The 26,249-nt window shown below is 38.8% G+C and carries 21 protein-coding genes; 18 read left to right on the forward strand and 3 right to left on the reverse strand.

All coding sequences use genetic code 11. The features are described from left to right. Window positions 1–77: 77 nt before the first annotated feature. The 6 genes from ACMX9J_RS21970 (at window position 78) to ACMX9J_RS21995 (ending at window position 5,786) form a co-directional block, all read left to right on the forward strand. Window positions 78–1,127 carry an NAD(P)/FAD-dependent oxidoreductase gene (locus tag ACMX9J_RS21970; protein WP_028413977.1) on the forward strand — a complete coding sequence of 350 codons (1,050 nt, stop codon included), beginning with the start codon at window positions 78–80 and terminating at the stop codon, window positions 1,125–1,127. Window positions 1,128–1,281: 154 nt separating this feature from the next. Beyond that, entirely contained in the window at window positions 1,282–2,469 is a 1,188-nt protein-coding gene (megL, locus tag ACMX9J_RS21975; protein ID WP_416226167.1) for a methionine gamma-lyase, read from the forward strand. A gap of 199 nt (window positions 2,470–2,668) precedes the next feature. Further along, a complete protein-coding gene (locus ACMX9J_RS21980; RefSeq protein WP_416226168.1) occupies window positions 2,669–3,913 on the forward strand; it encodes a Bcr/CflA family efflux MFS transporter in 1,245 nt (414 codons plus the stop codon). Between the two features lie 118 nt (window positions 3,914–4,031). After that, window positions 4,032–4,874: an aldo/keto reductase gene (locus ACMX9J_RS21985; protein ID WP_034266604.1), complete on the forward strand. Its 843-nt coding sequence runs from the start codon at window positions 4,032–4,034 to the stop codon at window positions 4,872–4,874. 139 nt (window positions 4,875–5,013) lie between these two features. After that, window positions 5,014–5,499 carry a PaaI family thioesterase gene (locus ACMX9J_RS21990; RefSeq protein ID WP_416226169.1) on the forward strand — a complete coding sequence of 162 codons (486 nt, stop codon included), beginning with the start codon at window positions 5,014–5,016 and terminating at the stop codon, window positions 5,497–5,499. A 38-nt stretch (window positions 5,500–5,537) separates the two neighbouring features. Next, window positions 5,538–5,786, forward strand: coding sequence for a hypothetical protein (locus tag ACMX9J_RS21995; RefSeq protein ID WP_028413972.1), 249 nt, complete (start codon window positions 5,538–5,540; stop codon window positions 5,784–5,786). 182 nt (window positions 5,787–5,968) lie between these two features. Here the strand turns inward: ACMX9J_RS21995 and zwf are convergent, their stop codons facing one another. After that, complete coding sequence (gene zwf, locus ACMX9J_RS22000) at window positions 5,969–7,483, reverse strand: glucose-6-phosphate dehydrogenase (RefSeq protein WP_080974242.1); 1,515 nt, start codon at window positions 7,481–7,483, stop codon at window positions 5,969–5,971. A 164-nt stretch (window positions 7,484–7,647) separates the two neighbouring features. Between zwf and ACMX9J_RS22005 the strand changes: the two genes are divergently transcribed. The 11 genes from ACMX9J_RS22005 to ACMX9J_RS22055 all read left to right on the forward strand — a co-directional run bounded on the left by ACMX9J_RS22005 (window position 7,648) and on the right by ACMX9J_RS22055 (window position 22,455). Beyond that, on the forward strand, window positions 7,648–8,013 hold the full coding sequence (locus tag ACMX9J_RS22005; RefSeq protein ID WP_014460848.1) for a winged helix-turn-helix transcriptional regulator: 366 nt from the start codon (window positions 7,648–7,650) through the stop codon (window positions 8,011–8,013). A gap of 203 nt (window positions 8,014–8,216) precedes the next feature. After that, on the forward strand, window positions 8,217–8,858 hold the full coding sequence (gene hxlA, locus ACMX9J_RS22010; RefSeq protein ID WP_013056245.1) for a 3-hexulose-6-phosphate synthase: 642 nt from the start codon (window positions 8,217–8,219) through the stop codon (window positions 8,856–8,858). A 362-nt stretch (window positions 8,859–9,220) separates the two neighbouring features. Then, window positions 9,221–11,644 carry a GcvT family protein gene (locus tag ACMX9J_RS22015; protein ID WP_416226190.1) on the forward strand — a complete coding sequence of 808 codons (2,424 nt, stop codon included), beginning with the start codon at window positions 9,221–9,223 and terminating at the stop codon, window positions 11,642–11,644. A gap of 30 nt (window positions 11,645–11,674) precedes the next feature. Beyond that, window positions 11,675–12,835, forward strand: a complete 1,161-nt coding sequence (gene solA / locus ACMX9J_RS22020; protein WP_028413969.1) for an N-methyl-L-tryptophan oxidase — start codon at window positions 11,675–11,677, stop codon at window positions 12,833–12,835. 66 nt (window positions 12,836–12,901) lie between these two features. Then, entirely contained in the window at window positions 12,902–14,050 is a 1,149-nt protein-coding gene (locus tag ACMX9J_RS22025; RefSeq protein ID WP_047751332.1) for an aromatic ring-hydroxylating oxygenase subunit alpha, read from the forward strand. 81 nt (window positions 14,051–14,131) lie between these two features. After that, window positions 14,132–15,385 carry a quaternary amine ABC transporter ATP-binding protein gene (locus tag ACMX9J_RS22030; protein ID WP_416226170.1) on the forward strand — a complete coding sequence of 418 codons (1,254 nt, stop codon included), beginning with the start codon at window positions 14,132–14,134 and terminating at the stop codon, window positions 15,383–15,385. Window positions 15,386–15,387: 2 nt separating this feature from the next. Next, a complete protein-coding gene (locus tag ACMX9J_RS22035) occupies window positions 15,388–16,251 on the forward strand; it encodes an ABC transporter permease (protein ID WP_028413966.1) in 864 nt (287 codons plus the stop codon). A gap of 21 nt (window positions 16,252–16,272) precedes the next feature. Further along, window positions 16,273–17,154, forward strand: a complete 882-nt coding sequence (locus ACMX9J_RS22040; RefSeq protein WP_416226171.1) for a glycine betaine ABC transporter substrate-binding protein — start codon at window positions 16,273–16,275, stop codon at window positions 17,152–17,154. A gap of 129 nt (window positions 17,155–17,283) precedes the next feature. Continuing rightward, window positions 17,284–18,336: a pyruvate kinase gene (locus tag ACMX9J_RS22045; protein ID WP_416226172.1), complete on the forward strand. Its 1,053-nt coding sequence runs from the start codon at window positions 17,284–17,286 to the stop codon at window positions 18,334–18,336. 492 nt (window positions 18,337–18,828) lie between these two features. Next, window positions 18,829–21,582, forward strand: coding sequence for a CHASE3 domain-containing protein (locus tag ACMX9J_RS22050; protein WP_034266623.1), 2,754 nt, complete (start codon window positions 18,829–18,831; stop codon window positions 21,580–21,582). A gap of 18 nt (window positions 21,583–21,600) precedes the next feature. Beyond that, entirely contained in the window at window positions 21,601–22,455 is an 855-nt protein-coding gene (locus tag ACMX9J_RS22055) for a CheR family methyltransferase (RefSeq protein WP_028413962.1), read from the forward strand. A 30-nt stretch (window positions 22,456–22,485) separates the two neighbouring features. Here the strand turns inward: ACMX9J_RS22055 and ACMX9J_RS22060 are convergent, their stop codons facing one another. Both ACMX9J_RS22060 and ACMX9J_RS22065 read right to left on the reverse strand, forming a co-directional pair. Further along, complete coding sequence (locus tag ACMX9J_RS22060; protein ID WP_416226173.1) at window positions 22,486–23,625, reverse strand: SpoIIE family protein phosphatase; 1,140 nt, start codon at window positions 23,623–23,625, stop codon at window positions 22,486–22,488. 186 nt (window positions 23,626–23,811) lie between these two features. After that, window positions 23,812–24,426 carry a LysE family translocator gene (locus ACMX9J_RS22065; protein ID WP_416226174.1) on the reverse strand — a complete coding sequence of 205 codons (615 nt, stop codon included), beginning with the start codon at window positions 24,424–24,426 and terminating at the stop codon, window positions 23,812–23,814. Window positions 24,427–24,715: 289 nt separating this feature from the next. Between ACMX9J_RS22065 and ACMX9J_RS22070 the strand changes: the two genes are divergently transcribed. Beyond that, window positions 24,716–26,089 (forward strand): amino acid permease, encoded by a 1,374-nt coding sequence (locus ACMX9J_RS22070; RefSeq protein WP_228307642.1) that lies wholly within the window; start codon window positions 24,716–24,718, stop codon window positions 26,087–26,089. The last annotated feature ends 160 nt before the right edge of the window (window positions 26,090–26,249 follow it).

The raw sequence follows: 26,249 nt of genomic DNA on the forward strand, positions 1-26,249 counted from the left end.
TGTCAAAACGTTGAAGAAGATGTATATTTAAATGAGAATGATAATCAATGACAATTGATTACGAGGAGTGAACGTGCATGATACACAATGAACTTTTTGATGTGACAATTATAGGCGGGGGACCGGCTGGCCTTTATTCTGCCTTTTATAGCGGGCTAAGGGAAATGAAAACAAAGCTGATTGAATATCAGCCAAAACTAGGCGGAAAACTTCACGTTTATCCTGAAAAAATGATTTGGGATGTAGGGGGCCAAACGCCTATTTCCGGTGCGAAGCTTATTGAACAGCTTGTGGAACAAGGACTGACGTTTGATCCGACTGTTGTTTTAGATGAGAAGATTGAATCCATTTCTCGCTTGAAAGATGGTATTTTCCAGCTGACGGGTTCTTCAGGTGAACATCATTACTCTAAAACCATTATCCTTGCTGTTGGAGGAGGTATTTTAAATCCGCAAAAGCTCAAAATTGAAGGAGCAGAACGATTTGAAATATCAAACTTAAACTATACGGTTAAATCTCTGCAGCATTTTAAAAATAAAACGGTGATTGTTTCCGGGGGAGGCAATTCAGCCATTGATTGGGCAAATGAGCTAGAGCCCGTTGCTAAAAAGGTATATATTACGTACCGAAACAGTGAACTAAACGGTCATGAAGCACAAGTAAGACAATTAATAAACAGTTCGGCTCGGTGTCTGCTTAACACATCTATTACAAAATTAGTGGCTGATGCGACGCATGAATTTATTGAAAAAGTTGAGCTGACTAATCATCAAACCGGTGAGGTTTCTTATTTATCGATTGACGAAGTTATCATTAATCACGGTTATAAAAGAGATACAGAGCTGTTAAAAAACAGCGAACTACATATCAAAACCATTGATGACTATTACGTTGCAGGTAATGCAGCAAGCGAAACGTCTGTAGAAGGTGTATATGCAGCTGGAGATATTCTCATGCACGAAGGAAAAGTCCATTTGATTACCGGCGCTTTTCAAGATGCTGCTAATGCCGTAAACAAAGCAAAACAATTCGTTCAGCCCTCTGCTGCTAAGACAGCTATGGTTTCTTCTCATAATGAAGTATTTAAAAAGCGTAATTCAATACTAATTAAACAAATGATGAAGTAAAGCGAGGTGCAGTGTGCATGTCGCTTCCTTCTCTACGGTGGAATTATCTACATAGATAGGCAGGGAACGAAAAAAGAAAAGAGAAATATAATAAAAGAAAACGCTTACATTTTTAAAAATGACACAGCGCTTGTTTGCATAAGGGGGAAGCTGTATGAACGAAAAAAAGAAATATCAGTTTGAAACAAAAGCCATTCACGCAGGGTACGAATCAAAACATCATTTTGATAGTTTAGCTCCACCTATTTATCAAACGTCTACATTTACATTTTCATCTCTAGAACAAGGTGCAAACCGATTTAGCGGAGAAGAAAATGGTTATGTATATTCTCGTTTATCTAATCCAACGGTCACCATTTTAGAAGAGCGTATGGCACAGCTTGAAGAAGGCGAAGCCGCTTTGGCATTTGGATCAGGAATGGCTGCAGTATCGGCTGTATTGATTGGACTTACAAAAGCAGGCGATCATATTTTATGTTCTAAAGGAGTGTATGGATGCACGTTTGGTTTACTGGAAATGCTTGAGGAAAAATATCAAATCCATCATTCTTTTTCCAACTTGGAAACTGAGGAAGAAATTCTTGCTGCTATCAAAGAAGATACAGCATGTATTTATATTGAAACACCGATTAACCCGACTATGACTTTAGTAGATTTAGAGTTAGTTACTTGTATCGCCAAACAAAAAGGAATTCCCGTGGTAGTAGACAATACCTTTTCAACTCCTTATTTGCAGCAGCCGCTGAAGCTTGGATGCGACTTAGTTATTCATAGCGCAACTAAATTTATTGGTGGACACGGAGATGTTGTGGCAGGAATTGTAGTAGGGGACAAAGAGGTTATTTCCGTACTGCGCAAAACAACGCAAAAAGATATTGGAGGTATTCTTTCACCATTTGATGCGTGGCTGTTACTCCGAGGCTTAAAAACGCTGGCCGTTCGAATGGATCGCCACTGTGAGAATGCTGAACATATCGCAAAACAATTAAGTCTCCATCCCAAGGTAAAAGCCGTTTATTATCCAGGGGATAAAAACAGCACTGCTTATTCTCTCATGAAAAAGCAAATGAAAAAAGGAGGGGGGCTTCTCTCTTTTGAAGTGGAAGGCGGTTATAAAGAAACCGTAAAAGTGGTGAATCAGCTTAAGCTCATTTCCATCGCGGTGAGTCTTGGCGATGCTGAAACACTTATTCAGCATCCTGCCTCGATGACGCATGCAGTTGTGCCGCAAGAAGCTCGAAAAGAAATGGGCATCTCAAATGAACTTCTTCGTTTATCAGTTGGGCTGGAAGCTTGGGAAGATATTATGAGAGATTTACAGCAGGCATTAGATAGTATATAAAAAACAGCGCTTGGAGGAATTTCAAGCGCTGTTTTTTATGTTAACCGTATGTAGTTGTAGTTACTCATACCTCCTTCTTTGCCAGTGGAACTTTATCTGCATCTCTAGACAAATGTCCTAGACAGAAGGGGTGCCTTTCAATAGACTAGAGGTTATCTGTGAAAATACAATATTTAGGTAAGGAAGGTGCTCTGCTATTATGCTTCATAATCCAACTGGAAAAAAACGTCTAGGATTAGCGTTTCTTCTCAGCACGCTTGCGATATTAGGTCCGCTTAATATCGATATGTATTTGCCAAGTTTTCCTGCTATTGCTGATCATTTAGATGCGCGAGCTTCACTTGTACAGCTTAGCTTAACATCGTGTCTACTAGGACTTGCCGTTGGTCAAATCGTGATTGGTCCAATCAGTGATGCAAAGGGACGAAAAGGACCTTTACTCATCTCCATCTCTTTATTTATGTTATCGTCATTGCTCTGTGCACTGGCTCCTACTATCACGGCTTTAGTTATCGCACGCTTTTTGCAGGGGTTTACGGCTTCGGCAGGAGTTGTTCTTTCTCGCGCCATTGTCAGAGACGTTTTTAGCGGAAGAGAACTTACGAAGTTTTTTGCTCTGTTAATGGTTATCAATGCCTTTGCACCAATGATAGCACCAATGGCCGGAGGTGCTATTTTACTTCTTCCTTTTGCAAGCTGGCATACTATTTTCTTGTTTTTAAGTTTAATAGGTCTTTTAATTGTTTTAACAATCTCAATGCGTTTAAAAGAAACTTTGCCCATTGAAAATAGAACACCAAGTTCAATTGGTCATTCTGTTCGCACAATGGGCAGTTTATTACAAGACCGTTCTTTTATTGGATATGCCCTAATTATCGGACTGGTCCATGGAGGAAGCTTTGCTTATGTATCAGGCACTCCATTTGTCTATCAAGGGATATACCATGTTTCTCCGCAAGTTTTTAGCATTTTGTTTGGTATTAACGGCTTGGCTATTGTGACTGGAAGCTTTATTATTGGGCGCTTTAGCGGAATTATCCATGAAAGAAGCCTGCTTCGCATTGCCGTGATTACGGCTGTAAGTGCTACTAGCGTACTTCTTATCATGAGTATGCTTAAAGGACCGCTTGCTACGATTGTTATTCCCATTTTTATTTACATGATCTCTATAGGAATGACGATCACAGGCTCGGTGACATTGGCAATGAAAAATCAAGGACATAGAGCAGGGAGTGCGAGTGCCGTGTTAGGTATGCTTCCATTAACTTTAGGATCAATTGTTTCTCCTTTAGTAGGGATTAACGAAACAACAGCGATTCCGATGGCTGCTATCTTATTTAGTACGGCGCTTTTAGGTTTTGTAGCTTTCTTTACGTTAACTAAAAACAAGAAAGAAGCAGAAAAGTGCGAAGTTAACGAGTTTAAAACGGAGGTTTCTCCGTAATCGCTTTTTGGATTGTTTTAAAAGCATCACTCCTTTGTGAAAAGGAGTGATGCAAATTTATTCAAGTATTGGATAATATATGCTAACCTTAGGGCATGATCGAAAGGAGTGGATAATAATGAGTAAAGTAATTCCTGAAATAACCCTTAATGACGGGGTAACCTTGCCTGCTATAGGTTTTGGTACATACAAGCTTAACGGAAATGAAGGAGTCAACGCTATAACGAGTGCGATTGATGTAGGGTATCGTTTAATCGATACTGCTTATAATTACGAAAATGAAGGCACTGTGGGGCAAGCTCTCCGAAAAACACCGGTTTCTAGACAAGAACTATTTGTTACCTCTAAACTCCCAGGGCGATACCATACGTATGACAAAGCAATTCCTACCATTCAAGAATCTTTATATCGGGCGAATTTAGACTATTACGATTTGTATCTTATTCATTGGCCTAATCCTAAACAAGATCATTATGTAGAAGCTTGGCAAGCACTGATTGATGCGAAGCGCTGGGGCTTGATTCGTTCAATTGGTGTTTGTAATTTTCTTCCCGAGCATATTGAGCGCTTGGAAAAAGAGACCGGCATTTTACCAAGCATCAATCAAATAGAACTGCATCCTTTTTTTAATCAACATCAATATCGAAATTGGTATCAAGAGAAAAACATTCAAATTGAATCTTGGAGTCCACTAGGACGAGCGAGTGCTGTTTTAGAAAATGAAACAATTAAACAAATTGCAGACCGTCATAATAAGACAGTTTCACAAGTGATTTTGCGATGGCATTATCAGCTAGGCGCCATTTCAATCCCAAAATCGTCATCTCGCAAGCGGCAGCTTGAAAACATATCGATTTTTTCATTTTCTTTAGATGAAACGGAGATGAATATTCTTTCAGAATTGAACCGCGAAGATGGAAGACTTAATAATCAAGACCCCGCTGCCTATGAAGAATTTTAACGATAAGGCCTCACTTATTTTTTAAGTGAGGCTTTTCTTCTAAGATTTTTAGTTATGTAAGCTTGAAAATAGTCCGTTTAGTTCTAACGATTGTAAGAGAAAATGTGTTAAAATATTCCGAAAAAAGGAGTGGTGAGCCATGGAAAAAGTAGTAAAAGCGATTCAAGACGAATATCCGGATGATTTTGCATGGTGTTACGGCTGCGGCCGATTAAATCAAGACGGCTATCATTTTCGGACAGGATGGCTAGGAGAAAAAACAATTACCCTTTATACACCTAAGCCTGAACATACAGCTATACCAGGATTTGTATATGGCGGACTTCTTGCATCACTGATTGATTGTCATGGAACAGGCTCTGCATCTCTTGCTCTATACCGTAAAAATGGCTGCGAAATAGGAGATTCAGCAGAGCCGCCGCGGTTTGTTACCGGTTCTCTCCACGTAGATTTTAAAAAACCAACGCCACAGGGTGAAGTACTAAAAGCGATAGGAACCGTTGAAGAAATTCACCCGAAGAAATGGAGAGTTAAAACAGAAGTATACGCGAATGACATTATTGTTGCGACCGGAGAAGTTGTGGCAGTTGTTATGCCAAATACGTTTAAACGCCAAAAAGACTAAAAAATGCAAAACAGTTACATAAAAGGGGAGGAAAAGGTATGGGTAAATGTAATTTAGACCACTCGTTAGAAGATGTACATCAGAAGTTTAATTCGCAGTCACAGTGGCTGCCAGAAGATATTCGTTCATTATTTCATGAGTTTCTCGTGCGAAACCCTTCGCAAACAACATTAAACGAGATGTTTCATTTGCTGAAGAAATATGATTTAGTTGATGAACAAGAAAGAAAAGAGCGAGATCGAAAAATCAAATGGCTGATATTAAATAAAGAAGATACGAAGATTTAATTTTTTAAGTGACATAGATTTAGCCAGGTGAAGTTATTTGAAACATGTACAAAAAGAGGATGGAACACGAATGTTTTAGTTAAAGGAAGGTCCGAACAATGTATCATTCGGATCTTTCCATTGTTTTAGTTATGTCTCAATCTCTTTTTATAGATTAGAAATAATCTAGGGTAATTATAAAACTACCACCACTTAAACCCATCTTCTTCTAACAAATGCTTTGAAGCTGTTGGTCCCATTGTACCAGCAGAGTAAAAATGAAGAGGAAAGCCCTCATTGTTAAAAGCTTCTAAAATAGGCTGCACCCATTTCCAAGATAATTCAACTTCTTCCCAATGAGCAAAAAATGTGGAGTCTCCCTGTAGAGCATCAAATAACAGCAGTTCATAAGCTTCTGGTACTTCTTTTTGATTTGTGGAGAAATTGATAAAAATAGGTTCGATTTTATTGCCATTCAAAGGATTTTTGCTGTTTAATTGCAGCGAAATACCTTCATTTGGGCTGATTTCGACAACTAAAAGGTTAGGAATGATTTCATCGGCTGTATAAACCTCCTTTAAAGGATGTTTAAATTCAATGACGATACGCGTGCATTTTTTACTCATTCTTTTTCCCGTGCGAAGATAGAAAGGCACTCCTTTCCAAAGCTCATGATCAATCCATACCCGGACTGCTATAAATGTGTCATTGACGGAAGCAGCATTGATGCCGGGCTCTTCTTTATATCCTATAACGGAACGATTTTGGATTTTTCCCGCTTCGTATTGACCTCTTATGACGTTCGAATGGATAACCTCTTTTTGTAGAGGGCGAAGGCTTTTCATAATTTTTATCTTTTGTTGGCGAGTCTTTGCGATGTTAAGTGTCTTTGGCAGCTGCATGGCAGTCATCATAAGCATTTGAAGCATATGGTTTTGGAACATATCCCTAATTGCACCGGACTGATCATAGTAAGGCGCTCTTTCTTCTACACCAACTGTTTCACTAGCTGTAATTTGGACATTTGCAACGTAGTGATGATTCCATAGTGCTTGTAAAATAGGGTTTGCAGCTGCTAGAGCCTCCAAATTTTGAATCATTGGTTTTCCCAGATAGTGGTCGATACGATAAATCTCTTCTTCATTGAACGTTTCAGTAAGCTTTTGATTTAACACTTGAGCAGATTGTAAATCGTGTCCGAAAGGCTTTTCGATAATAAGACGTTTCCAGCCTTTTGTAGATCCTAATCCGCCGCTATTTATATTTGAAGCAATAACGTCTACAAATTCAGGAGCCACTGATAAATAGAAAAGACGATTTTCAGGAATATTTAATTCTGCTTCACCTTCTTGAATAGCATGCAGCAACTGGTCATATCCATCACTGTTGGTAACATCCATTTTATGATAGCGAACTGTCTTAAGAAATTCTTTTATCTTGGATTCACCTTGGCTAAAGCGCCTTGAAAAAGTCTTTACGGATTCTCCTACATATATTTGAAAGGCATCATTAGACCAGTTGCTTCTACCCGTACCAACAATAGAAAAGGAAGAAGGCAGCTTTTTATCTAAAAATAAATTATATAACGCAGGAAAAATTTTTCTTTTAGCTAAATCTCCTGTTGCTCCAAATAAGATAAAGGTCATGGAATCCACTTCTAACGCTTGTGGTAAATGAGACTTGAGACAATTATCACGTGAACGAGCTACGCTGTCCAATTGATCTCCTCCTTTATTTTAACGGTCTATTGCAGTGAATATAGTCTTTTACCATCTTTACAGATTACAGTATAGCAGGTACAATTTTCCTTTATAAGTAGACACTTTATTTTCATATAGTGTCTAAAACTATACTATTACGCATAAAAAGGGAGGAAAAAGGATTGAGCAGACTTTTTAGCAAAACGTTTAACTGTGAAAAGGAATTAACGTTGACGATTATTGGAGGCAAGTGGAAAATGTTGATTATGTGGCATCTAGGAAAAGAAGGAACAAAGCGATTTGGTGAGTTAAAATCTATGATGCCGGGAATTACTCAGCGAATGTTAGTAAGTCAGCTGCGAGAATTAGAAGAAGATCAAATCGTTCACCGAAAAGTCTATCCGGTTGTACCTCCAAAAGTTGAATATTCCTTGACTGAGCACGGGAGAAGCTTGATGCCCATTCTTGAAAGCATGGACGAGTGGGGAAAAAATTATATGGAAACCTTTATAGAACCTGAAATGAATAACTCCACACATATGGGATAAAATCTTTTCTTGAGAAGGTTACAAAAACGCCTTTATTATTCAGAATTTTCTAAAATAAATACAAGTGATAAGATACACCGAAGCATCCATAGTATATTTTTAGTGACTATATGTTTTAAAAGTGCCTACTTTTTTTTTGAAAGTAACGGTTTTACAATGAATTCATGCTAGGCAACCCCATTTAATGAAGGAGTGAAGCAGGTATGGAACTTCAATTAGCATTGGATCTTGTAAATATTTCAGAGGCAAAAGAAGTAGTGCAGGAGGTTCAAGAGTATATCGATATTGTAGAAATTGGTACTCCGGTTGTGATTAACGAAGGGCTAAAAGCAGTCAAAGAAATCAAGGAAGCATTTCCGTCTTTAAAGGTATTAGCTGATTTGAAAATTATGGATGCAGGTGCTTATGAAGTAATGAAAGCTTCTGAAGCGGGTGCTAGTATTATTACCATTCTTGGTGCTACTGACGATTCGACTATAAAAGGCGCTGTAGAAGAGGCCAAAAAACAAGGAACACAAATTCTTGTCGATATGATTAATGTAAAAAACCTTGAACAACGTGCAAAAGAAGTCGATGCACTCGGTGTTGACTATATTTGTGTACACACAGGGTATGATCTTCAAGCTGAAGGAGAGACTCCGTTTGAGCAGCTTCAAACGATTAAACGAGTTGTGAAAAATGCAAAAACAGCGGTGGCAGGAGGTATTAAACTGAATACACTTCCTGAAGTCGTGCAGTCACAGCCGGATCTTGTGATTGTAGGCGGGGGGATTACAAGTGAAAAAGACAAAAGAAACGTTGCGGAAGAAATGAAAAAAGTAGTCAAACAGGCAACTTTGGTCTAAAAATAAGCAAAAGTATTTAAGCCTTCAAAATTAATTAATCGGTAAATGGTTTAAAAAGAAGATAGCTAAGTTATTTTAGCTATCTTCTTTCCGTCATTTTTGGTATAACCATTCATTGATAAGTGTCATTTTGACAGATAGATAGTTTCTTTAAAATTCGTTATTCGAAAGAAAAAAACGGCGATTTTTCTGGTATTTTAAAGTTAAGAAAGCGTTATCCGAACATTAGCGGAAGAAAGGGAAAAAAAATCTATGTCACACTTTTTGACAAAATACTTTGAAAATTATGAATATTAAAAATATAATTAACTATCGACAATATTTAACATCTTCAAACCAAAAAAGGAGGGAGATATAAAGTGATGGAACATAAGAGGATAGTAGTGATAGGAGCTGGAATTGTCGGGTGCAGCATTGCCTACTATTTAAGTAAAATGGGGCAAAGAAACATAACAGTGATTGAGCAAGGCCCTTTGCTTGAAACAGGAGGATCTACTTCTCACGCTCCGGGGCTTGTATTTCAGCTTAGCTTTTCAAAAATCCTGACAACACTAGCTTCTCAAACAGTCGAGACCTTTAAAGAGTTGAGTACAGATGAACAGCGCTCGTTTTATCCTGTCGGCAGTTTAGAAGTTGCCCGTACACCAGAGCGATTAGAAGATCTAAAGAGAAAGGCTGGTGTTGCCAGCTCATGGGGAATCGAAGCTTTTCTTCTTTCACCACAGGAATGCGCGGAAAAAAATTCGTTGATTTGTCCTGATTGTATTTGCGGAGGTCTCTATGTTCCGTCAGACGGTATTGCTAAACCTTTGCATGCCGTTGATAAAATGACTCGTTTTTCTAAAGAGTGCGGAGTAGAGTTTTACGGTCATACAGAAGTGACGGATATTGAAGTGACAAAGGGTCAAGTAAAAGCAGTGTACACAAGTGTCGGGAAATTCGAAGCAGATGTAATCGTATGCTGTGCTGGATTTTGGGGACCTCGCATCGGAGAAATGGTCGGTGTAACGATCCCTCTTCAGCCAATGGCTCATCAATATGTGTTTACAAATGATTTACTTGAGTTGAACGGAGAAACGGAAGAAGCCGCCACTCCTCTTATTCGAGATCAAGATAATTCAATTTATTTTCGTCAAGTAGAAAAAGGGCTTGGGATTGGATCATATCAGCATGAGCCGTTTCCAGTCGAACTCAGTGATATTACAAAATACGGAGAAACAAAAGAAATGCCTTCTGTTAAACCTTTTACACCAAAAGATTTTGAAAAACCGTGGGAAGATTCAATAGAGTTAATTCCGGCATTAAAACAAACGGGAATAAAAAAAGGAATGAACGGCATTTTTTCATTCACGCCCGATGGTATGCCGCTGCTTGGTGAATCACAAACGGTACAGGGATTTTGGGTAGCAGAAGCTATATGGGTAACGCACTCTGCAGGTGTCGCAAAACAGATGGCTGAATGGATGATGAATGGTGCGCCGACTGTGGATTTAGAGCTATGCGACATTAATCGTTTCGATACGTATGCATGCAGCCCTGCTTATTACAAACAGCGGTCTATTGAAGAGTATGAAGAGGTTTATAGTATTCACCATCCATTTATGCAGCGAAAAGTATCGCGAAACATGCGCGTGAGTCCATTTTATATGCGTCAACAAGAACTGAAAGCTTATTTTAATGAAAAAGCAGGATGGGAGCAGCCCCAGTGGTATGAAGCTAACTATCCGCTTATATCTACTTATGAAAAGGTGATGGTAATAAGAAATGGATGGGCTGCTGAATATTGGTCACCAATTATTGAAGCTGAACATTTGCATACTCGTCAGCACGCAGCTCTTTACGATACAACGGCAGCAAAGAAAAGGTTAGAAATTAAAGGAGAAGGAGCTCTCCAGTTTTTACAGAAGCTAACGACAGGAAATATAGACATTGCAGTAGGTCAAAGCATACGCACGTGTATGTTGCATGAGCGAGGCGGCATAAAAGATCAAATAACGGTTATTCGCAAAAATATATCCACTTTCTTGATTGTTTGTACGGGAGCTGTAGAAGCAAGCTGGATTCAAAAACACGTGCCACACAGCGATCAAGTTGTTTTTCAAGATGTAACGTCAGGGACATGCAGTTTAGCATTAATTGGCCCTAAAGCTACAGGAGTAATGAAGTCCATGGTTCAACGCTCAGACCTTGGCAACACTTGGATTGAAGGGCAAGCGAAAACGCTGTTTATCGAAAATGTTTCAGTCCTTGCTCTGCGTGATTCCTGCGGGGGAATGGAGAGCTGGGAATTAATTACGACTTCCGATCAAGGTCTGAATTTATGGGATTTATTAATGGAAGAAGGACAGCCTTATCAGCTGATTGCTGGGGGAGACCGAGCTCTTGAAAACCTTCGAATTGAATCTTTTTCGTTAAAAAGCGGGAAAGACTTTTGGAGTGAACATCATCCATATGAAGTCGACCTTCATGAAATGGTTGATTTAACAAAACCAGTTTTTATTGGAAAAGAGGCATTGCTTGATCGTCAGCGAAAAGATTCTGAAACAGTATTAGCGACGCTCGTATTAGATGATCCTTCAGCGATAGTAATGGGATATGAACCGGTCTTTTATGGAGAAACGGCCCTCGGATTTGTGACAAGTGCTGGCTATTCATACAGCTTAGGCAAAGGAATTGTACACACCTTATTATCTCAAGCTGTACATGAAGAAATGGTTTTAGAAGTTGAATACTTTGGTCAGCGTTATAAAGCAGCAATGATGACACACTCCCCAGCGGTAGTTTAATTGATCAATCGAAAGGCAGGAGGAATGCAGATGTCAACACATTATGATGTCATTATTATCGGATTAGGAGCTATGGGGAGTACGGCTGCTTATCAGCTCGCCAAAAAAGGGCAGCGGGTATTGGGGTTAGAACAATACGGTCCTGCTCATGATCTAGGATCGAGTCACGGCGGTTCTAGAATTATTCGGCAGTCGTATTTTGAAGACCCTGCTTATGTTCCATTGTTGCTTCGCGCCTACGAATTGTGGAATGAAATTGAAAGAGAAAGCGGTCAAGAAATTCTTACGGTTACCGGTGGACTTATGATGGGACCTCCTGATAGCTTGACGGTTTCTGGAAGCATCGAAAGCTCTAAACAGTGGAATCTTGCGTATGAGATTCTAGAAGCAAAGGATATTTACAAACGGTTTCCGGTATTTACACCTTCACCTGCTACGGTTGCTCTATATGAAGAAAAAGCTGGATTCGTTAGGCCGGAAGCAAGCGTATATACTCACCTTCTTCAAGCAGAAAAATACGGAGCTGAGCTTCATTTTTTTGAAGAAGTGGTGTCGTGGGAAGCCCATCCTTCTGGTGAAGGCGTGCGTGTTGTAACAGCTAATGGAATATATGAAGCTGGAAAAATCATTATTTCTGCAGGCGCCTGGGCACCCGATTTATTACGGGAATTAGGTGTTAGCTTACAAGTAGAGCGTCATGTGCAAATGTTTTTTGAACCAACACAAGGAATAGACGTTTTTTCAGTGGGAAAACAGCCGATTTATATTTGGGAAGCAGATGATTATGTACAGTTGTATGGTTTCCCTTCTTTTGGATTAAAGGCTGAAGGAGCAAAAGTGGCGTTTTTCCGAAAAGGAACGGCGTGTACGCCGGAAACGATTGATCGAAATATATATGAAGATGAAGTGAACATGATGCGGCACTATCTAGCTCAAGGTCTTCCGCAGCTCAACGGTCGGTTTTTACAAGGGAAAACGTGCATGTATACCAATACACCAGATGAACATTTTGTCATTTCGCTGCATCCTGAATATCCTCAAGTAGCAATTGCAGCGGGATTTTCCGGACATGGTTTTAAGTTTGCAAGCGTAGTAGGAGAGATTTTAGCAGATTTAGTGACAGAGGGAAAAACCAATCACCCCATTGATTTGTTTGCTCCGCAGCGATTTGCGGCGAACAAAATAGTATAAATCGTCGTCAGCTCTTGCGAATGGTTCTATTTAAATGTTTCTAAAGAAGCGAAGGAGGAATAGCAGATGGTTATGGAACATGGTTTAGTAAATGATAATGGGAGACTTGAGCCCACGTTGAAAGGAGAGCTGTATACATCTTCGGACATTTTTAAGTTAGAAAAAGATCATATATTTTCTAAATCATGGAGTTTAGTTGCATTTGAATACGAAATAGCAGAACCAGGACAATATATTACAACGAGAGTTGAAGGCGAAAATATTTTAATTACTAGAGGAAAAGACCATATACTGCGAGGATTTTTAAACGTATGTCGGCATCGAGGAGCTAAGCTGTGCAGCCAAGCATCCGGTAAAGCAGGGGTCATTCGCTGTCCGTATCATTCGTGGAGCTATAGCTTAGATGGTGATTTAGTAGGTGTTCCTAACACAAGCCACTGTCGAGAAGAACTCGTGCATAACGAAAGTTACGGACTAACATCCGTTCACATTGAAGTGTGGCACGGCATGGTTTGGGTTAATTTATCAGACAATCCGATATCTGTTGAATATCAGCTAGACGCACAAATTTTTGATCGTTTTGGAGAGCTTTATACGTTTGCTAGGTATGAAATTCAAAATTTAAAATCCGCTCATCGTGAAGAGTACGAAGTCGAGGCAAACTGGAAGCTTATTGTAGAAAACTTTCAAGAGTGTTATCACTGTTCCTCTATTCACCCTGAGCTTACGGCAACGTTGCCTGAATTTCGTTCGGGAGTCGGCACTCAAAATTCAGTAGGGGGTGGAGCTAAGTTTGGCAATGAGTTAGAAGGTTTTTCAATTAGCGGGAAAGGAAGCCGTCCTATGTTAAAAGGGTTGCTTCCTGAAGATGACCGCACGTATTTTGGCATTACCGTTCTGCCGCTTGTATTTATCAACTTAACACCGGATCACGTTATTATTCATCGTATTATTCCAATCAGTGCAGAAAAGTCCAAAGTAATTTGCGAATGGTTATTCGACCCGGAAGAAATGGCTAAGCCTGATTTTGACCCAAAAGATGCCGTGGAATTATTTCACCGCGTTAATTTACAAGATTTTGAAGCGTGTGAGTGGTGTCAAGAAAATATGAGCTCAAAATCTTATAAAGAAGGAGGGATTTTAGTACCTATCGAACAGCACGTTTCGCATTTTTACAATTATGTATTAGAAGCAATCGGTATGAAGGTCGAATAGTAAATAGAAGCGGTCTGGCACATTATCTCGGTGTGCCAGACCATCTCTAACAATCTACTTTAAAAATAAGGGGGAAATAAATTGAGTACAAGCTCTAAACTAACAGAACCCATTATCCGCGTTACCGATGTTTCAAAAGTGTTTGGCCGTCAAAAAGAACAGGCTCTTAAGCTGAGAGAGTCTGGACAAAGTAAATATGAAGTCGAACAAGATACTAAGACAACCGTTGCTATTTACAATGCTCATTTCGAAGTGAAAAAGGGAGAAACCTTTGTGTTAATTGGATTATCAGGAAGCGGTAAATCTACTTTACTTCGATGTTTAAACGGACTTATAGAACCAACAAAAGGGACGGTATATCTAGAAAATACAGATATTTCTCATATGCCAAAAAGACAGCTTCAGCAAGTACGAAGAAATAAAATTGGAATGGTATTCCAAAATGTAGGCCTTCTTCCAAACCGCACCGTAATTGACAATATTACGTTCGGTCTAGAAATTCAAGGCATATCAGCAAGCGAAAGGGAAAAGCGAGGGAAAGAGGCGCTTGAAATGGTGGGGTTAAATGGACAAGCTTATAAAAGAATTTATGAATTATCAGGAGGTATGCAGCAGCGGGTTGGATTAGCGAGAGCCCTTGCTTCTGAACAAGAGATTTTGCTGATGGATGAGCCTTTTTCGGCGTTAGATCCTCTTATTCGAAGAGATATGCAAAAGCTATTTCTTGATATTCAAGGAGAAGTACAAAAAACAGTTATCTTTGTAACGCATGATCTAGATGAAGCATTAACTTTAGGGCACCGGGCTGCCGTAATGAAAGACGGAGAGATTGTACAGCTTGGAACGGCTGAAGATATTTTAAGTCAACCCGCAACCGATTATGTAAAACTGCTTGTTCAAGACGTTAATTACGGCAAAATCCGCCTTGCTAAAGACGCTGTTATTCCGGTAGAAACGGCTGCCTATGAGTATGAATCACCACAAGTTATATTAAGAAGAATGAGAACCAATCATTTATCTACGATTTTTGTTCTTGATAGTTCTGACCGCTTATTAGGTATGATGAGCATCTATACAGTGATGGAGCTTATTGAAGCTCATAAGCATGATTTAAAAGGAAAAGCATTGACACAGCCGCATTGCGTCAATCCTGATATGTCTTTACAAGAAATGATTCCTCTATTTACAGACAGTCATTCGCCTGTAGTCATTGTTGATAATCATCATCGCCTACAAGGTATGATTTCCCCGAGCACTCTTATTGCAAATCTCACTGAACGTATTGCAGTGACCGAGCAGCAAGAAGTTAAATCATATCAAGTGGAGGTTCGATAAATATGATGGTGAATGCTGCGATGATTCCTCGTATTCCTTTAGATAAATGGGCAAATTCATTTGTTGATTACATGATTGATAGTTTTTCAGGTGTATTTACTGGAATCAACCAGATAATGACCAGTTTAATCAGCAGCCTTGAATGGGCATTGACAGCCTCTCCTCCGCTAGTAACTGTCCTTGTTTTTGTTCTATTAGCGCTATGGTTGACAGATTGGAAGATAGCTGCATTTACGTGTTTTGGGTTACTTCTTATTATTAGCTTGGATTTATGGGAAGCATCAATGCTGACCTTATCTCTCGTTTTAGCTTCTACGATTATCTCACTTTTATTCGGCGTTCCTTTAGGCATATTATCACACCGCTTTAACAAAGTGGGGGCAGTCATAAAGCCTATTCTTGATATTATGCAAACGATGCCTGCTTTTGTTTACTTAATTCCTTCCGTACTTTTGTTTGGATTAGGGAATGTTACAGCTCTTATTGCTACGTTTATTTTCGCAATGCCGCCTGCCGTTCGTCTGACGCTGCTTGGGCTTCAGCAAGTTCCGCACACCACTTTAGAAGCAGCGGAAGCTTTTGGAGCGACAGAATGGCAAAAATTAATTAAAGTCCAGCTGCCGCTCGCTTTGCCTATGATTATGTCGGGTGTAAACCAAGTTATTATGCTATCACTTTCGATGGTTGTTATTTCTTCCATGGTCGGTGCGGGAGGCCTAGGTGCAGAGGTATTACGAAGCATCAGTATGCTGGATGTAGGCTTAGGGTTTATCGGTGGGATTGCGGTTGTTATTATTGCCGTTATCTTAGATCGTTTAACGCATCTTTCTACTCGAAAAAGCCAAGATATTCAATCAAGCAAATAAAATGGATAAAGGTGGGATTAGATGAAACATTCAAAAAAAATTTCTTTTATTATGCTAACAATCGTCGTCATGCTGCTTGTCTCTGCATGCGGAAATAGCAATACGGCAAGCGGCACGACGACTAAAAAAGAAATTACAATTGGGTACATACCATGGGACGAAGCCGTAGCCGTTACGTTTTTATGGAAGGAATTATTAGAGGAAAAAGGCTATAAAGTTAAAGCAGTTCAAAGTGACGTAGCCCCGCTTTTCTCAGGAGTTGCTCAAGGAAATATTGATTTATTTTTGGATGTATGGATGCCTACTACCCATAGTTCTTACATGAAAAGATTCGGAAAACAAGTAGACGTTCTCGGCACTTGGTACAATCAAGCAGACAGCGGATTAGCCGTTCCCGACTATGTAGACGCGCAGTCGATAGGTGATTTAAAAAATAAGAAAGGGGAGTTTAACGGAAAGATTATTAGCATTGAACCGGGATCTGGAATCAATGGTCTTACGAAAGACCATGCCATGCCCAGCTATGGGTTAACAGACTGGAATTTAGTAGAGAGCAGTACAGCTGCGATGCTATCGGAATTGGATAAAGCCATTGCTAATAAAGAACCTATTGTTGTTACGTTATGGCGCCCGCACTGGGCTTTTGAAAAGTATAATCTCAGATACTTAAAAGATCCCAAAAATACGATGAATCCAACTGGACCTGAGAAAATACAGTCAATCAGTAAAAAAGCTTTTAAGGAAGATTATCCAGAAGCAGCAAAGTGGCTTAAAGATTTTTCGATTAGCGCTGATCAATTGGCATCATTAGAATCAGAAATTAACAGTGCAAAAGACGAAACAAAAGGCGTGAAAAACTGGATTTCTAAAAATAAGAAAGTGACGGAAAGCTGGGTAAAGTAATAAAAAGGCTGTCTCTTAGGCAAGTTATTGACTAAGAGGCATTTTTTTGTGGTGATATACCTATTTTTGTATAAAGCTTATCTCTTTTATGGAAATGGGCATCCTACATTAAAAGGATGGTGAAAGGCAGTGGCAATCGATAGAATCTGTACAATCGGACCTGTTAGTAATAAGAAAGATGTACTAGAGAGACTGTTGGAAAAAGGAATGACAATTGCTCGGCTGAATTTATCTCATGGGTCGCATGAAAGTCATAAAACAATTATAGATACGTTAAGATCTTTAAATTCCTCTATTCAAATTTTAGGAGATTTACAAGGTCCTAAAATTAGACTTGGAGTGATAAAGTCAAAAGAAATAGTGTTAAAAGAAGGCGCATCTTTTATTTTATATACAGAGCAGATGTCAGGAAATGAAAAAGGAGCCAGCGTTGACTATAAGGGTATCGTGAAGGATGTTCAAACAGGAAGCAAAATCTTAATCAATGACGGTCAAGTAGAACTGGCTGTTGAAGGAGTAGAAGAAGATACACTTGTCACAAAGGTAAAAAAGGGCGGATCTATTTCGTCTCATAAAGGCGTGAATTTGCCAGGTGCTCGCGTCGGTTTGCCGGCCATTACTGAAAAAGACAAAAAAGACATCGTATTCTTATTGAAAGAAAAAGTAGATTTTCTTGCTTGTTCGTTCGTAAGAACCCCTGAACATTTAAAAGACATTAAAGATTTTATCCATTTAAAACATCTAAATGCACCAAAGCTGATTGCGAAAGTGGAAACAATGGAAGCTATAGAAAATTTCAAGCAAATATGTGAAGAAGGCGATGGAATTATGATTGCACGAGGAGATTTAGGGGTAGAGCTACCGTATGAATGGATTCCTTTTCTCCAAAAAATATTAATTCATGAATGCAGCTTGCACGATAAATATGTGATCACCGCGACACAAATGCTTCAATCAATGGTGAGCAGCGCAATTCCTACAAGAGCCGAGGTGACGGATGTGTTTCAGGCAGTACTGGACGGCACGAATGCAGTGATGCTTTCTGCTGAAACAGCAGCTGGGAAATATCCGATTGAAAGCATGGAAACACTTTATAAAGTATCACATCTTGCTGAAACGATTCAAAATAAAAGAGTTGCGAGCTCCGCAGAGATTTTGGCAATGTTAAAGAGCTCGAGATAAAAAGTACAGCAAGTAGATATGTAAGTTTAAAAAATATATTTAAATTAAAAAAAGTGGCAATGTTTTCTACTATCCAAGTACAATTCAATTAATGAATGCTTTGCATTTTGCATATAAGTATTTATACCTATGTTGTCATAATTTATGTGATTCCCCAAAGCATAAATTACTTTTCATTACCTTATTGTGTACAAATATATTATGAGATAAGCCCATGCCTGTACAGGCATGGGCTTATCTTTATATGGCGTTTTAAAACGTCAATTTCTAATTGGGGAATTAATCTTCACCTCTTGCACAATAAATATTCTTCTGTACAAAAATAGAGTGTATAATAGGAATGTTGACTTGATAGGAAAAAGAGAGAAGCCTTATCAAGCAAAGGAAGATGGAGTGGAGAGTGTGTACTGAAAGTGAAATTGTCCAGCGGCAAAAATAAACATGTTTTTCGAATGCTTCTAGAAGAATATCTAGAATGAAAGTAGGAACATTATGGAAAAGAAAATGAGGTTTGGCATCAAATCCAAAATTATTATTGGATATTTAATTGTTATTGTCTGTTTATTTATTGCATTTATTGTTTTAAACAGTCAAATTTCATCTTTGCAAAAAGAGCGAAATTTTATCATTGATCATGATATTGAAGTCCATGATCTGACCAATCGAATTGAAAAGCACCTGCTTGATATGGAAACCGGACAAAGAGGCTATATTATTACAGGAGAAGCGAGTTACTTAGAACCTTATAACAGTGCAGCAACAAGTTGGGAAAAAGATTATAATGCGCTGTATCAGCTTCTAAATAATAATCCAAATCAGCAGGAGAAACTGGAGAAGATTAAAGGAAGTATTCAAGACTGGATTGAAGCTGCTGGTGAACCGACCATTGCATTAAAAAAAGAAAATAATACAAAAGAGCTTCAGCAATTTTTTGAGAAAGATCCTGGGCGCCAGTATATGGACGATATACGCAGCCAGTTTACTTCTTTTAGAAATGTAGAGAAAAAATCGACTGAAACAAGAGCAACAGAGTTAGACGAGAAAAATCAAAAAATTAAAATTGGACTTTACGGTTTGCTGTTATTCGTTACGCTTATTTCACTTGCTATCGCTATTGTGTTGTCTAATTCTATTGTGAATACGATTAAAGAAGTTACGCAAACGATCAAACGAATTACGGCTTCAAAAGGCGAGTTAAAAGGAAGAATTAAAGTTCGATCTAATGATGAAATTAAAGATTTAGGGCTAGCCACGAACGCGTTGTTAGAAAATATTGAAGAGCGAAACTGGCTTCAAACGAACATTGCTCATGCTGTAACGATGTACCAAGGCATAGCATCTGTAGACAAGCTTGCGGAAAAATTTCTCTTTACGGTTTCAGAAATGACACAAGCTTCTTTCGGAGCATTTTATGTTCGAGAGGAAAATGATAAAGGAAACTTATTCGTCAAACAAGCTGCTTTTGCAGATAGAAAAGGCGACGCGGGAAGAGAGAGCTTTTTGATAGGCGAAGGGCTCATTGGACAAGCTGCTTTAGAGAAAAGAACCTTTGTCATAAACGATGTACCTGACACGTACCAGCTCATTACTTCAGGATTAGGAGACGTAAAACCTAAGAGTATTTTTATTGTACCCGTTTTGTTTGAAGATGAAGTAATTGCTGTTATCGAGCTTGCATCGCTGCACGAGTTTACAGTTTTAGAGCAAGAACTTATTAGTCAAGTGATTGAAACGTTTGGTCTCACTATCAATGGCGTAATTAGACGTATGGAAATTGCTCGTCTATTAAAAGAATCTCAGGCGATGACAGAAGAGCTCCAAGCTCAGTCTGAAGAACTTCAAACACAATCAGAAGAACTGCAAATGCAGTCTGAAGAGCTGCGTATGATTAATGAACAGCTAGAAGAAAGAACAAAAGACGCAGAAGAAAAATCTTTTGAATTAGAGGCTGCAAAAGAAGATTTAGAAGAAAAAGCGCATCAGCTGGAGTTGAATTCTCAATATAAATCTGAATTTCTTGCTAATATGTCGCATGAGCTTCGAACACCACTTAACAGCATTCTTATTCTGTCTGAAATGCTTGAGGAAAACGCAGCTAAAACGCTATCTGAAGATGAAGAAGAATACGCTCGTATTATTCATTCTTCAGGAAAAGACTTGCTCGCGTTAATCAACGATATCTTGGATTTATCAAAAGTAGAGTCTGGAAAACTAGATATTTTACTAGCTGAGATGAATATGAGTGAGCTTCCAGATCAAATCGAACGTAATTTCAGCCACGTTGCTGAACAGAAAAACGTACAATTGAAAATTAATAAAGCACAAGATGTACCGGACATCATTCACACAGATGAAAAGAGATTCCAGCAAATTGTGAAAAATCTTTTATCAAATGCATTTAAATTTACAGAATCGGGATCTGTCACCGTATCCATTCAACGAGTAGCTGACCATCGTCTTACAACAGCTATGCGTACAGTTGATACGGATTGCTGGCTAGAAATAGCTGTAGCTGATACAGGGATTGGTATACCAAAAGAAAAGCATCAGCTTATCTTTGAAGCGTTTCAGCAGGCAGATGGAGCTACGGTCCGCAAGTACGGAGGAACGGGACTTGGCTTATCTATTTGCAGTGAGTTTGCAAAATTATTGGGCGGCTGGATTTCTCTAAGCAGTGAAGTAGGAAAAGGAAGTACGTTTACGCTATACCTTCCTAGCCTCTCTAATGGTCTTATTGACTATGAAAAAGTGAATTTTGCATATGAAGAAGTAGCGGTATCTGTAGAAGAAGCTGAACCTGAAGCAGAAATAACTGAAATTGATCATCCTGTACAACCAGTTGAATCTTCACTGCAAGATGGTGAAAATGTGTTTCAAGATAAGCGAGTGCTCATCGTAGATGATGACCAGCGCAACATCTTTGCCTTAAAAACTGCGCTAGCTAAACAAGGTATGACCATTATGACAGCTCATAACGGAATAGAGTGTCTTGAAATGATGGAAAATAGTGAACCATTTGATCTCATTTTAATGGATATTATGATGCCGCAAATGGATGGATATGAAGCCATGCAGAAAATTAGAGGAGAGCTAAAGCTTGTTGATTTGCCTATTATTGCATTAACCGCTAAAGCGATGAAAAACGATCGTGAAAAATGCTTGGAAGCTGGAGCTTCAGATTATATCAGTAAACCTTTAGATTTAAATCAGCTGTTCTCCGTTATGCGTGTATGGCTAGTAAATTAAGCGGGGTATGAAACATAAATGGATATGAAGCACCTAGATTTAAGTGAAGACTTAGTTATGAATAAAAAAACAGATTTAGAGATCGATTTACTGCTGACGGCTATTTATCGATTAACGGGATTCGATTTCAGACAGTACGCTAAATCTTCTATTTGTCGCCGAGTCTATAATCGAATGAAAATTGAACGTATTCCAACCGTGTCTCGATTGTTAGAAAAAGCGATTCACGAAGAAGAATTTATGAATCAGCTTTTAAATGATTTTTCAATAAATGTAACAGAGATGTTTCGCGATCCAAGCTTTTTTAAAGCATTTCGCACAAAAGTGATTCCGGTATTAAAGGATTATCCGGAAATTCGCATTTGGCACGCTGGCTGTGCAACGGGCGAAGAGGTATTTTCTATGGCGATTCTTTTAGAAGAAGAAGGGTTAATGGATAAAACGGTCATTTACGCAACCGATATGAACGAAGATGTATTAGAAAAAGCAAAACAAGGCGCCTTTTCTTTACGTAAAATGAAGTCATATACAAAAAATTATATTCAAGCCGGGGGAAAGAATGCCTTCTCGGAATATTATCAAACGGATCATCACTATGCATATTTTCATCCGTCGCTGTTAAAAAATATTATCTTTGCTCAGCATAATTTAGTCACGGATCAGTCATTTAATGAATTTCACGTCATCATTTGCCGAAACGTCCTTATTTATTTTACAGCTCAGCTGCAAAATCAAGTGTATAATTTATTTTCAGAAAGCCTGTGTGTAAAAGGGTTTCTTGGGCTTGGCGATAAAGAAACGCTTCGCTTTGCTGAGGGAGCAGCTTCTTATATTGAGTTTGCAGGGAACGAGCGCATCTATCAAAAGCAATAAAAAAAGACCTCATTTGTGAGGTCTTTTTTATTATGCTTGTGCTTGAATCATAAGCACGCACATGTCATCAGGCTGATTTAACTTTTGTTCTTCTGAGAAAATTTCATTCATAAATGCCTGCGGATTTGTCCATTTTTGTTCAGTAAGTTGTTGAAGGCGAAGAGCAGATTCATTTTCGCAAGGGCCCATCGATTCAAGAGCTCCGTCTGTAAATAGCAAAATTTGCACATCGTTCTCAAAGCTGACAACAGATTTCTGAACGTCCATTTCTTCAAAAAACCCTACAGGGCAGCTTCCTCGTTGAAGAGGAACGAGCGTATGTTCATCCACTAACATATAACCTTCTGGGTGCCCGGCATTCACATATTCTACTGTCTTAGCTTCCGTATCAATCACTAAATAAATAGCAGTGAAATAGTAAGGAATTTCATCTTTTTCGCTGTGCAATAATTCCATGTAGCGATTCAACTCTGTAATAACCTGCTCAGGGTCTATGAGGGACTTGATAGCTTCTCTGAGCACAGACGAAATAAACATACAAACAAGCGAGGCAGAGATGCCGTGCCCCATCATATCAAAAAGAATAATACCGTACCGGTGCTCGTCAATTTTGTGCCAATAGTACATATCACCCGCTAATTTAAAAGAAGGATAATATGAAACTTCCATTTGAATATCTTTCTCTTGTAAAGGGGGGCTGAGTAAGTTTTGCTGTACGTGCGTAGCTAAATCTAACTCAGTTTGAATTTTCTTTTCATGTTCCGTGTGCCAGTCAATTTCTGCTTTAAGGCGTAAGGCTACCCGCATACGAGCCAGCAGTTCCACTTTATTAATCGGCTTTGTGACGTAATCTGTTCCGCCAGCGTCTAGAGCTTCTACTAATTTGCTGCTGTCTTCTAGGGCTGTGACAAAGATAATTGGAATATGTTTTAAGCGTTCTACCTGTTGAATTCGCCTGCAGGCTTCGATTCCATCAATTTCGGGCATCATAATATCAAGTAAAATCAAATCGACCGAATTCGTTTTTGAGTTCTCATCGTCCAGGTTAAGATAGTCAAAAAGCGCATGGGCAGACGTAAGAGACACACAGTTATCGTAGCCAGCGCCTTTTAGAATTTTTTCAATCACAAATAGATTGACTTGATTGTCATCTACGAGAAGAATGGTCATGCTTTATTTCCCCTTATTATGTTTGAAGACTATTGATTGAGTATGTAGTTTTCAAGCATTTTTTATACTTTTTCTGTTTTTCTATTTATCTATTATACAGAAAACACAGCGTTTAGGGTATTTTTTAAGATTATTCTTTTCTATTAAAAAAGTCACTTGTCCCCAGAAAAGGAGACAAGTGACTTTTTATAGCAACTTGTATAACGCAAATATCCCGAAAGTCAGTACCACCGCTCCCGAAATACGATTTACCCAGATCAAGCTGTTATTCGTAAACTTCGACCGGGCAAGACTAATAGCAAAACTGAGCGAAAGCCACCAGCAGGCCGATCCTAAAAATACGCCTGCAACCATTGTCAGCGCAGAAGCAACATCAAATGCTGATTTACTAATGTCTACACCAGAAAACACGCCAATAAAAAATAAGATCGTCATTGGATTCGTAACCGTTAAAAAAAGAACGGATGTATACGAACGAAGCAACCCTTCTCCTTTAGCAGCAGCAGCGTGCTCTGCAGGTTGAGAACGAAAAGTTTGTACACCTAAATAGCATAAAAATAATCCCCCAATCAGCTGAAGCCAAATCTTTTGGGTTAATAAAAAGGTTGTAATGAACGTTAGGCCAAACGCAGCGATGCATCCATAAAGAGCATCTGCTGTAGCTGCTCCCAGCCCGGATACAAACCCGTGTAATCGCCCTTTAGATAACGTGCGATTGATGCATAAAATACCAATGGGACCCACGGGAGCAGCAACGGAAAAACCGATCACTAACCCCTTTAGAAAATAAAATAAGTTCATCTTTTACGTTGCTCCTATGAAGTTTTTCTTTAGTATAGTACAAAAGCAATTATGAATGAAGCTAATTTTGAGAAAGGTGTTAACGCATGTTTTTAGTCTGTTCGGGTACATCATAATGGTGTGACAGAAAACATTATTAGTGATTTTGTTTTAATCATTAAAAAGTTCAAAGACTAAATTATTTTACACAGAAAATTAAATGTAGTAAAATAATTCACTGTTACATATATAGAAAGATCTACCACTATAAAGTAGTCATTCGTAATGAGATGAAGAGAGGTTAGTCATCATGAGTAATCTGTTTGCAAAAAAAGATGTTAATAAGCTGTTAGAGGAAAATGCAGCAAAAGAATCAACTAAGACACTAGGGTTATTTGATGTTATTTTGATGGGAGTAGGAGCAACCATTGGGACAGGAGTTCTGGTTATAGCAGGACTAGTTGCCGCCAGGGATGCAGGGCCCTCAGTCTCCGTTTCATTTATTATTTCTGCAATAGCCTGTATTCTTGTTGCGTTGTGCTATGCAGAATTTGGTTCAGCTGTTCCAAGTTCAGGAGGCGCATATACATACATATATGTTTCATTAGGAAAATTTGTAGCGCATTTAATAGGGTGGTCCATTGTAGGATGCTATACGGTGTCTTTAGCGTCTGTAGCAGGCGGATGGTCTTCTTACGTAAATAATGTGCTTACTGAGTTTGGTATTAGACTTCCTGAATCGTTAACCGCCATACCGAGCGACGGAGGTATCATTAACCTTCCGGCAGTATTTATTGTGCTGTGCATGTCGTTTTTATTAACAAGAGGGGTAAAAGAAAGTAAAAAAATAAATAACTTAATGGTTTTAATCAAGATAGGTATTGTTCTTTTATTTGTAGCCGTCGGCGTCTTTTTTATTCATACAAATAACTGGCACCCATTTACTCCTTTTGGTGTGAAAGGAATCTTTGCAGGCGCAGCTTCCGTCTTTTTCGCTTATAACGGATTTGATGCCATTTCTACTTCGGCAGAAGAAGTGAAAAATCCGCAAAGAAACTTGCCGCTAGGTATTTTGATTGCACTGAGTGTTTGTGCAGTCATTTACGTAGTAATTGCATTAGTATTAACAGGGATGGTTTCTTATAAAGAGCTAAACGTGGGCGATGCGTTATCATATGCGCTCAATAGCGTTGGACAAGAATGGGCAGCGCTTATTGTATCTATAGGAGCAGTTATTGGTATAATGGCCGTCGTGTTTGCTTATTTGTTTGTTGTGCCTCGCGTACTGATGTCAATGAGTCATGATGGATTATTGCCCTCTCTTTTTTCAAAAGTAAACCGAAAGAACAGTGAGCCTGTTATATCCACATGGCTTGTCGGCGCATTAGGCGCGATCGTAGCTGGTTTTGTTGATTTAAAACAGCTGGCGGATTTAGCCAATATGCTAGCGATTGTTACGTTTGCTGCCGTTTCATTTTCAATTTTGGCTCTGCGAAAAACTCAGCCTAATTTAAAGCGCGGTTTCAAAGTACCTTTTGTGCCATTCATTCCGATTCTTGCTATTCTTTGCTGTATCTTTCTTATGTTTAACTTATCAATGGTAACGTGGATGTACTCAATCGGCTGGATGCTGATTGGCGTCTTTATTTACGTTGGATACGGGAGAAATAAAAAGAGCGTTTAGCAAAAAAAGACTCTAAGCAAACGAGCTAGAGTCTTTTTTGTGTATATATTTCTTTTGAAAGGGATCTATGAACATAACGTAAAAATTAAAATTTTATTCGGGACATATGTCCTTTTTATTTTGGGAAGTGTTATTGTTTAATAAAAAGAAACCGTTATGA

The organism is Priestia sp. RMT2NF4 (assembly GCF_047872835.1).
Taxonomy (GTDB): domain Bacteria; phylum Bacillota; class Bacilli; order Bacillales; family Bacillaceae_H; genus Priestia; species Priestia zanthoxyli.

What these genes read in the sequence shown, in the direction of transcription:
- ACMX9J_RS21970 (WP_028413977.1), top strand. Translation starts at nt 78, where the DNA reads ATGATACACAATGAACTTTTTGATGTGACAATTATAGGCGGGGGACCG.
- megL (WP_416226167.1), top strand. Translation starts at nt 1,282, where the DNA reads ATGAACGAAAAAAAGAAATATCAGTTTGAAACAAAAGCCATTCACGCA.
- ACMX9J_RS21980 (WP_416226168.1), top strand. Translation starts at nt 2,669, where the DNA reads ATGCTTCATAATCCAACTGGAAAAAAACGTCTAGGATTAGCGTTTCTT.
- ACMX9J_RS21985 (WP_034266604.1), top strand. Translation starts at nt 4,032, where the DNA reads ATGAGTAAAGTAATTCCTGAAATAACCCTTAATGACGGGGTAACCTTG.
- ACMX9J_RS21990 (WP_416226169.1), top strand. Translation starts at nt 5,014, where the DNA reads ATGGAAAAAGTAGTAAAAGCGATTCAAGACGAATATCCGGATGATTTT.
- ACMX9J_RS21995 (WP_028413972.1), top strand. Translation starts at nt 5,538, where the DNA reads ATGGGTAAATGTAATTTAGACCACTCGTTAGAAGATGTACATCAGAAG.
- hxlA (WP_013056245.1), top strand. Translation starts at nt 8,217, where the DNA reads ATGGAACTTCAATTAGCATTGGATCTTGTAAATATTTCAGAGGCAAAA.
- ACMX9J_RS22015 (WP_416226190.1), top strand. Translation starts at nt 9,221, where the DNA reads ATGGAACATAAGAGGATAGTAGTGATAGGAGCTGGAATTGTCGGGTGC.
- solA (WP_028413969.1), top strand. Translation starts at nt 11,675, where the DNA reads ATGTCAACACATTATGATGTCATTATTATCGGATTAGGAGCTATGGGG.
- ACMX9J_RS22025 (WP_047751332.1), top strand. Translation starts at nt 12,902, where the DNA reads ATGGTTATGGAACATGGTTTAGTAAATGATAATGGGAGACTTGAGCCC.
- ACMX9J_RS22035 (WP_028413966.1), top strand. Translation starts at nt 15,388, where the DNA reads ATGATGGTGAATGCTGCGATGATTCCTCGTATTCCTTTAGATAAATGG.
- ACMX9J_RS22040 (WP_416226171.1), top strand. Translation starts at nt 16,273, where the DNA reads ATGAAACATTCAAAAAAAATTTCTTTTATTATGCTAACAATCGTCGTC.
- ACMX9J_RS22050 (WP_034266623.1), top strand. Translation starts at nt 18,829, where the DNA reads ATGGAAAAGAAAATGAGGTTTGGCATCAAATCCAAAATTATTATTGGA.
- ACMX9J_RS22055 (WP_028413962.1), top strand. Translation starts at nt 21,601, where the DNA reads ATGGATATGAAGCACCTAGATTTAAGTGAAGACTTAGTTATGAATAAA.
- ACMX9J_RS22060 (WP_416226173.1), bottom strand. Translation starts at nt 23,625, where the DNA reads ATGACCATTCTTCTCGTAGATGACAATCAAGTCAATCTATTTGTGATT.
- ACMX9J_RS22065 (WP_416226174.1), bottom strand. Translation starts at nt 24,426, where the DNA reads ATGAACTTATTTTATTTTCTAAAGGGGTTAGTGATCGGTTTTTCCGTT.
- ACMX9J_RS22070 (WP_228307642.1), top strand. Translation starts at nt 24,716, where the DNA reads ATGAGTAATCTGTTTGCAAAAAAAGATGTTAATAAGCTGTTAGAGGAA.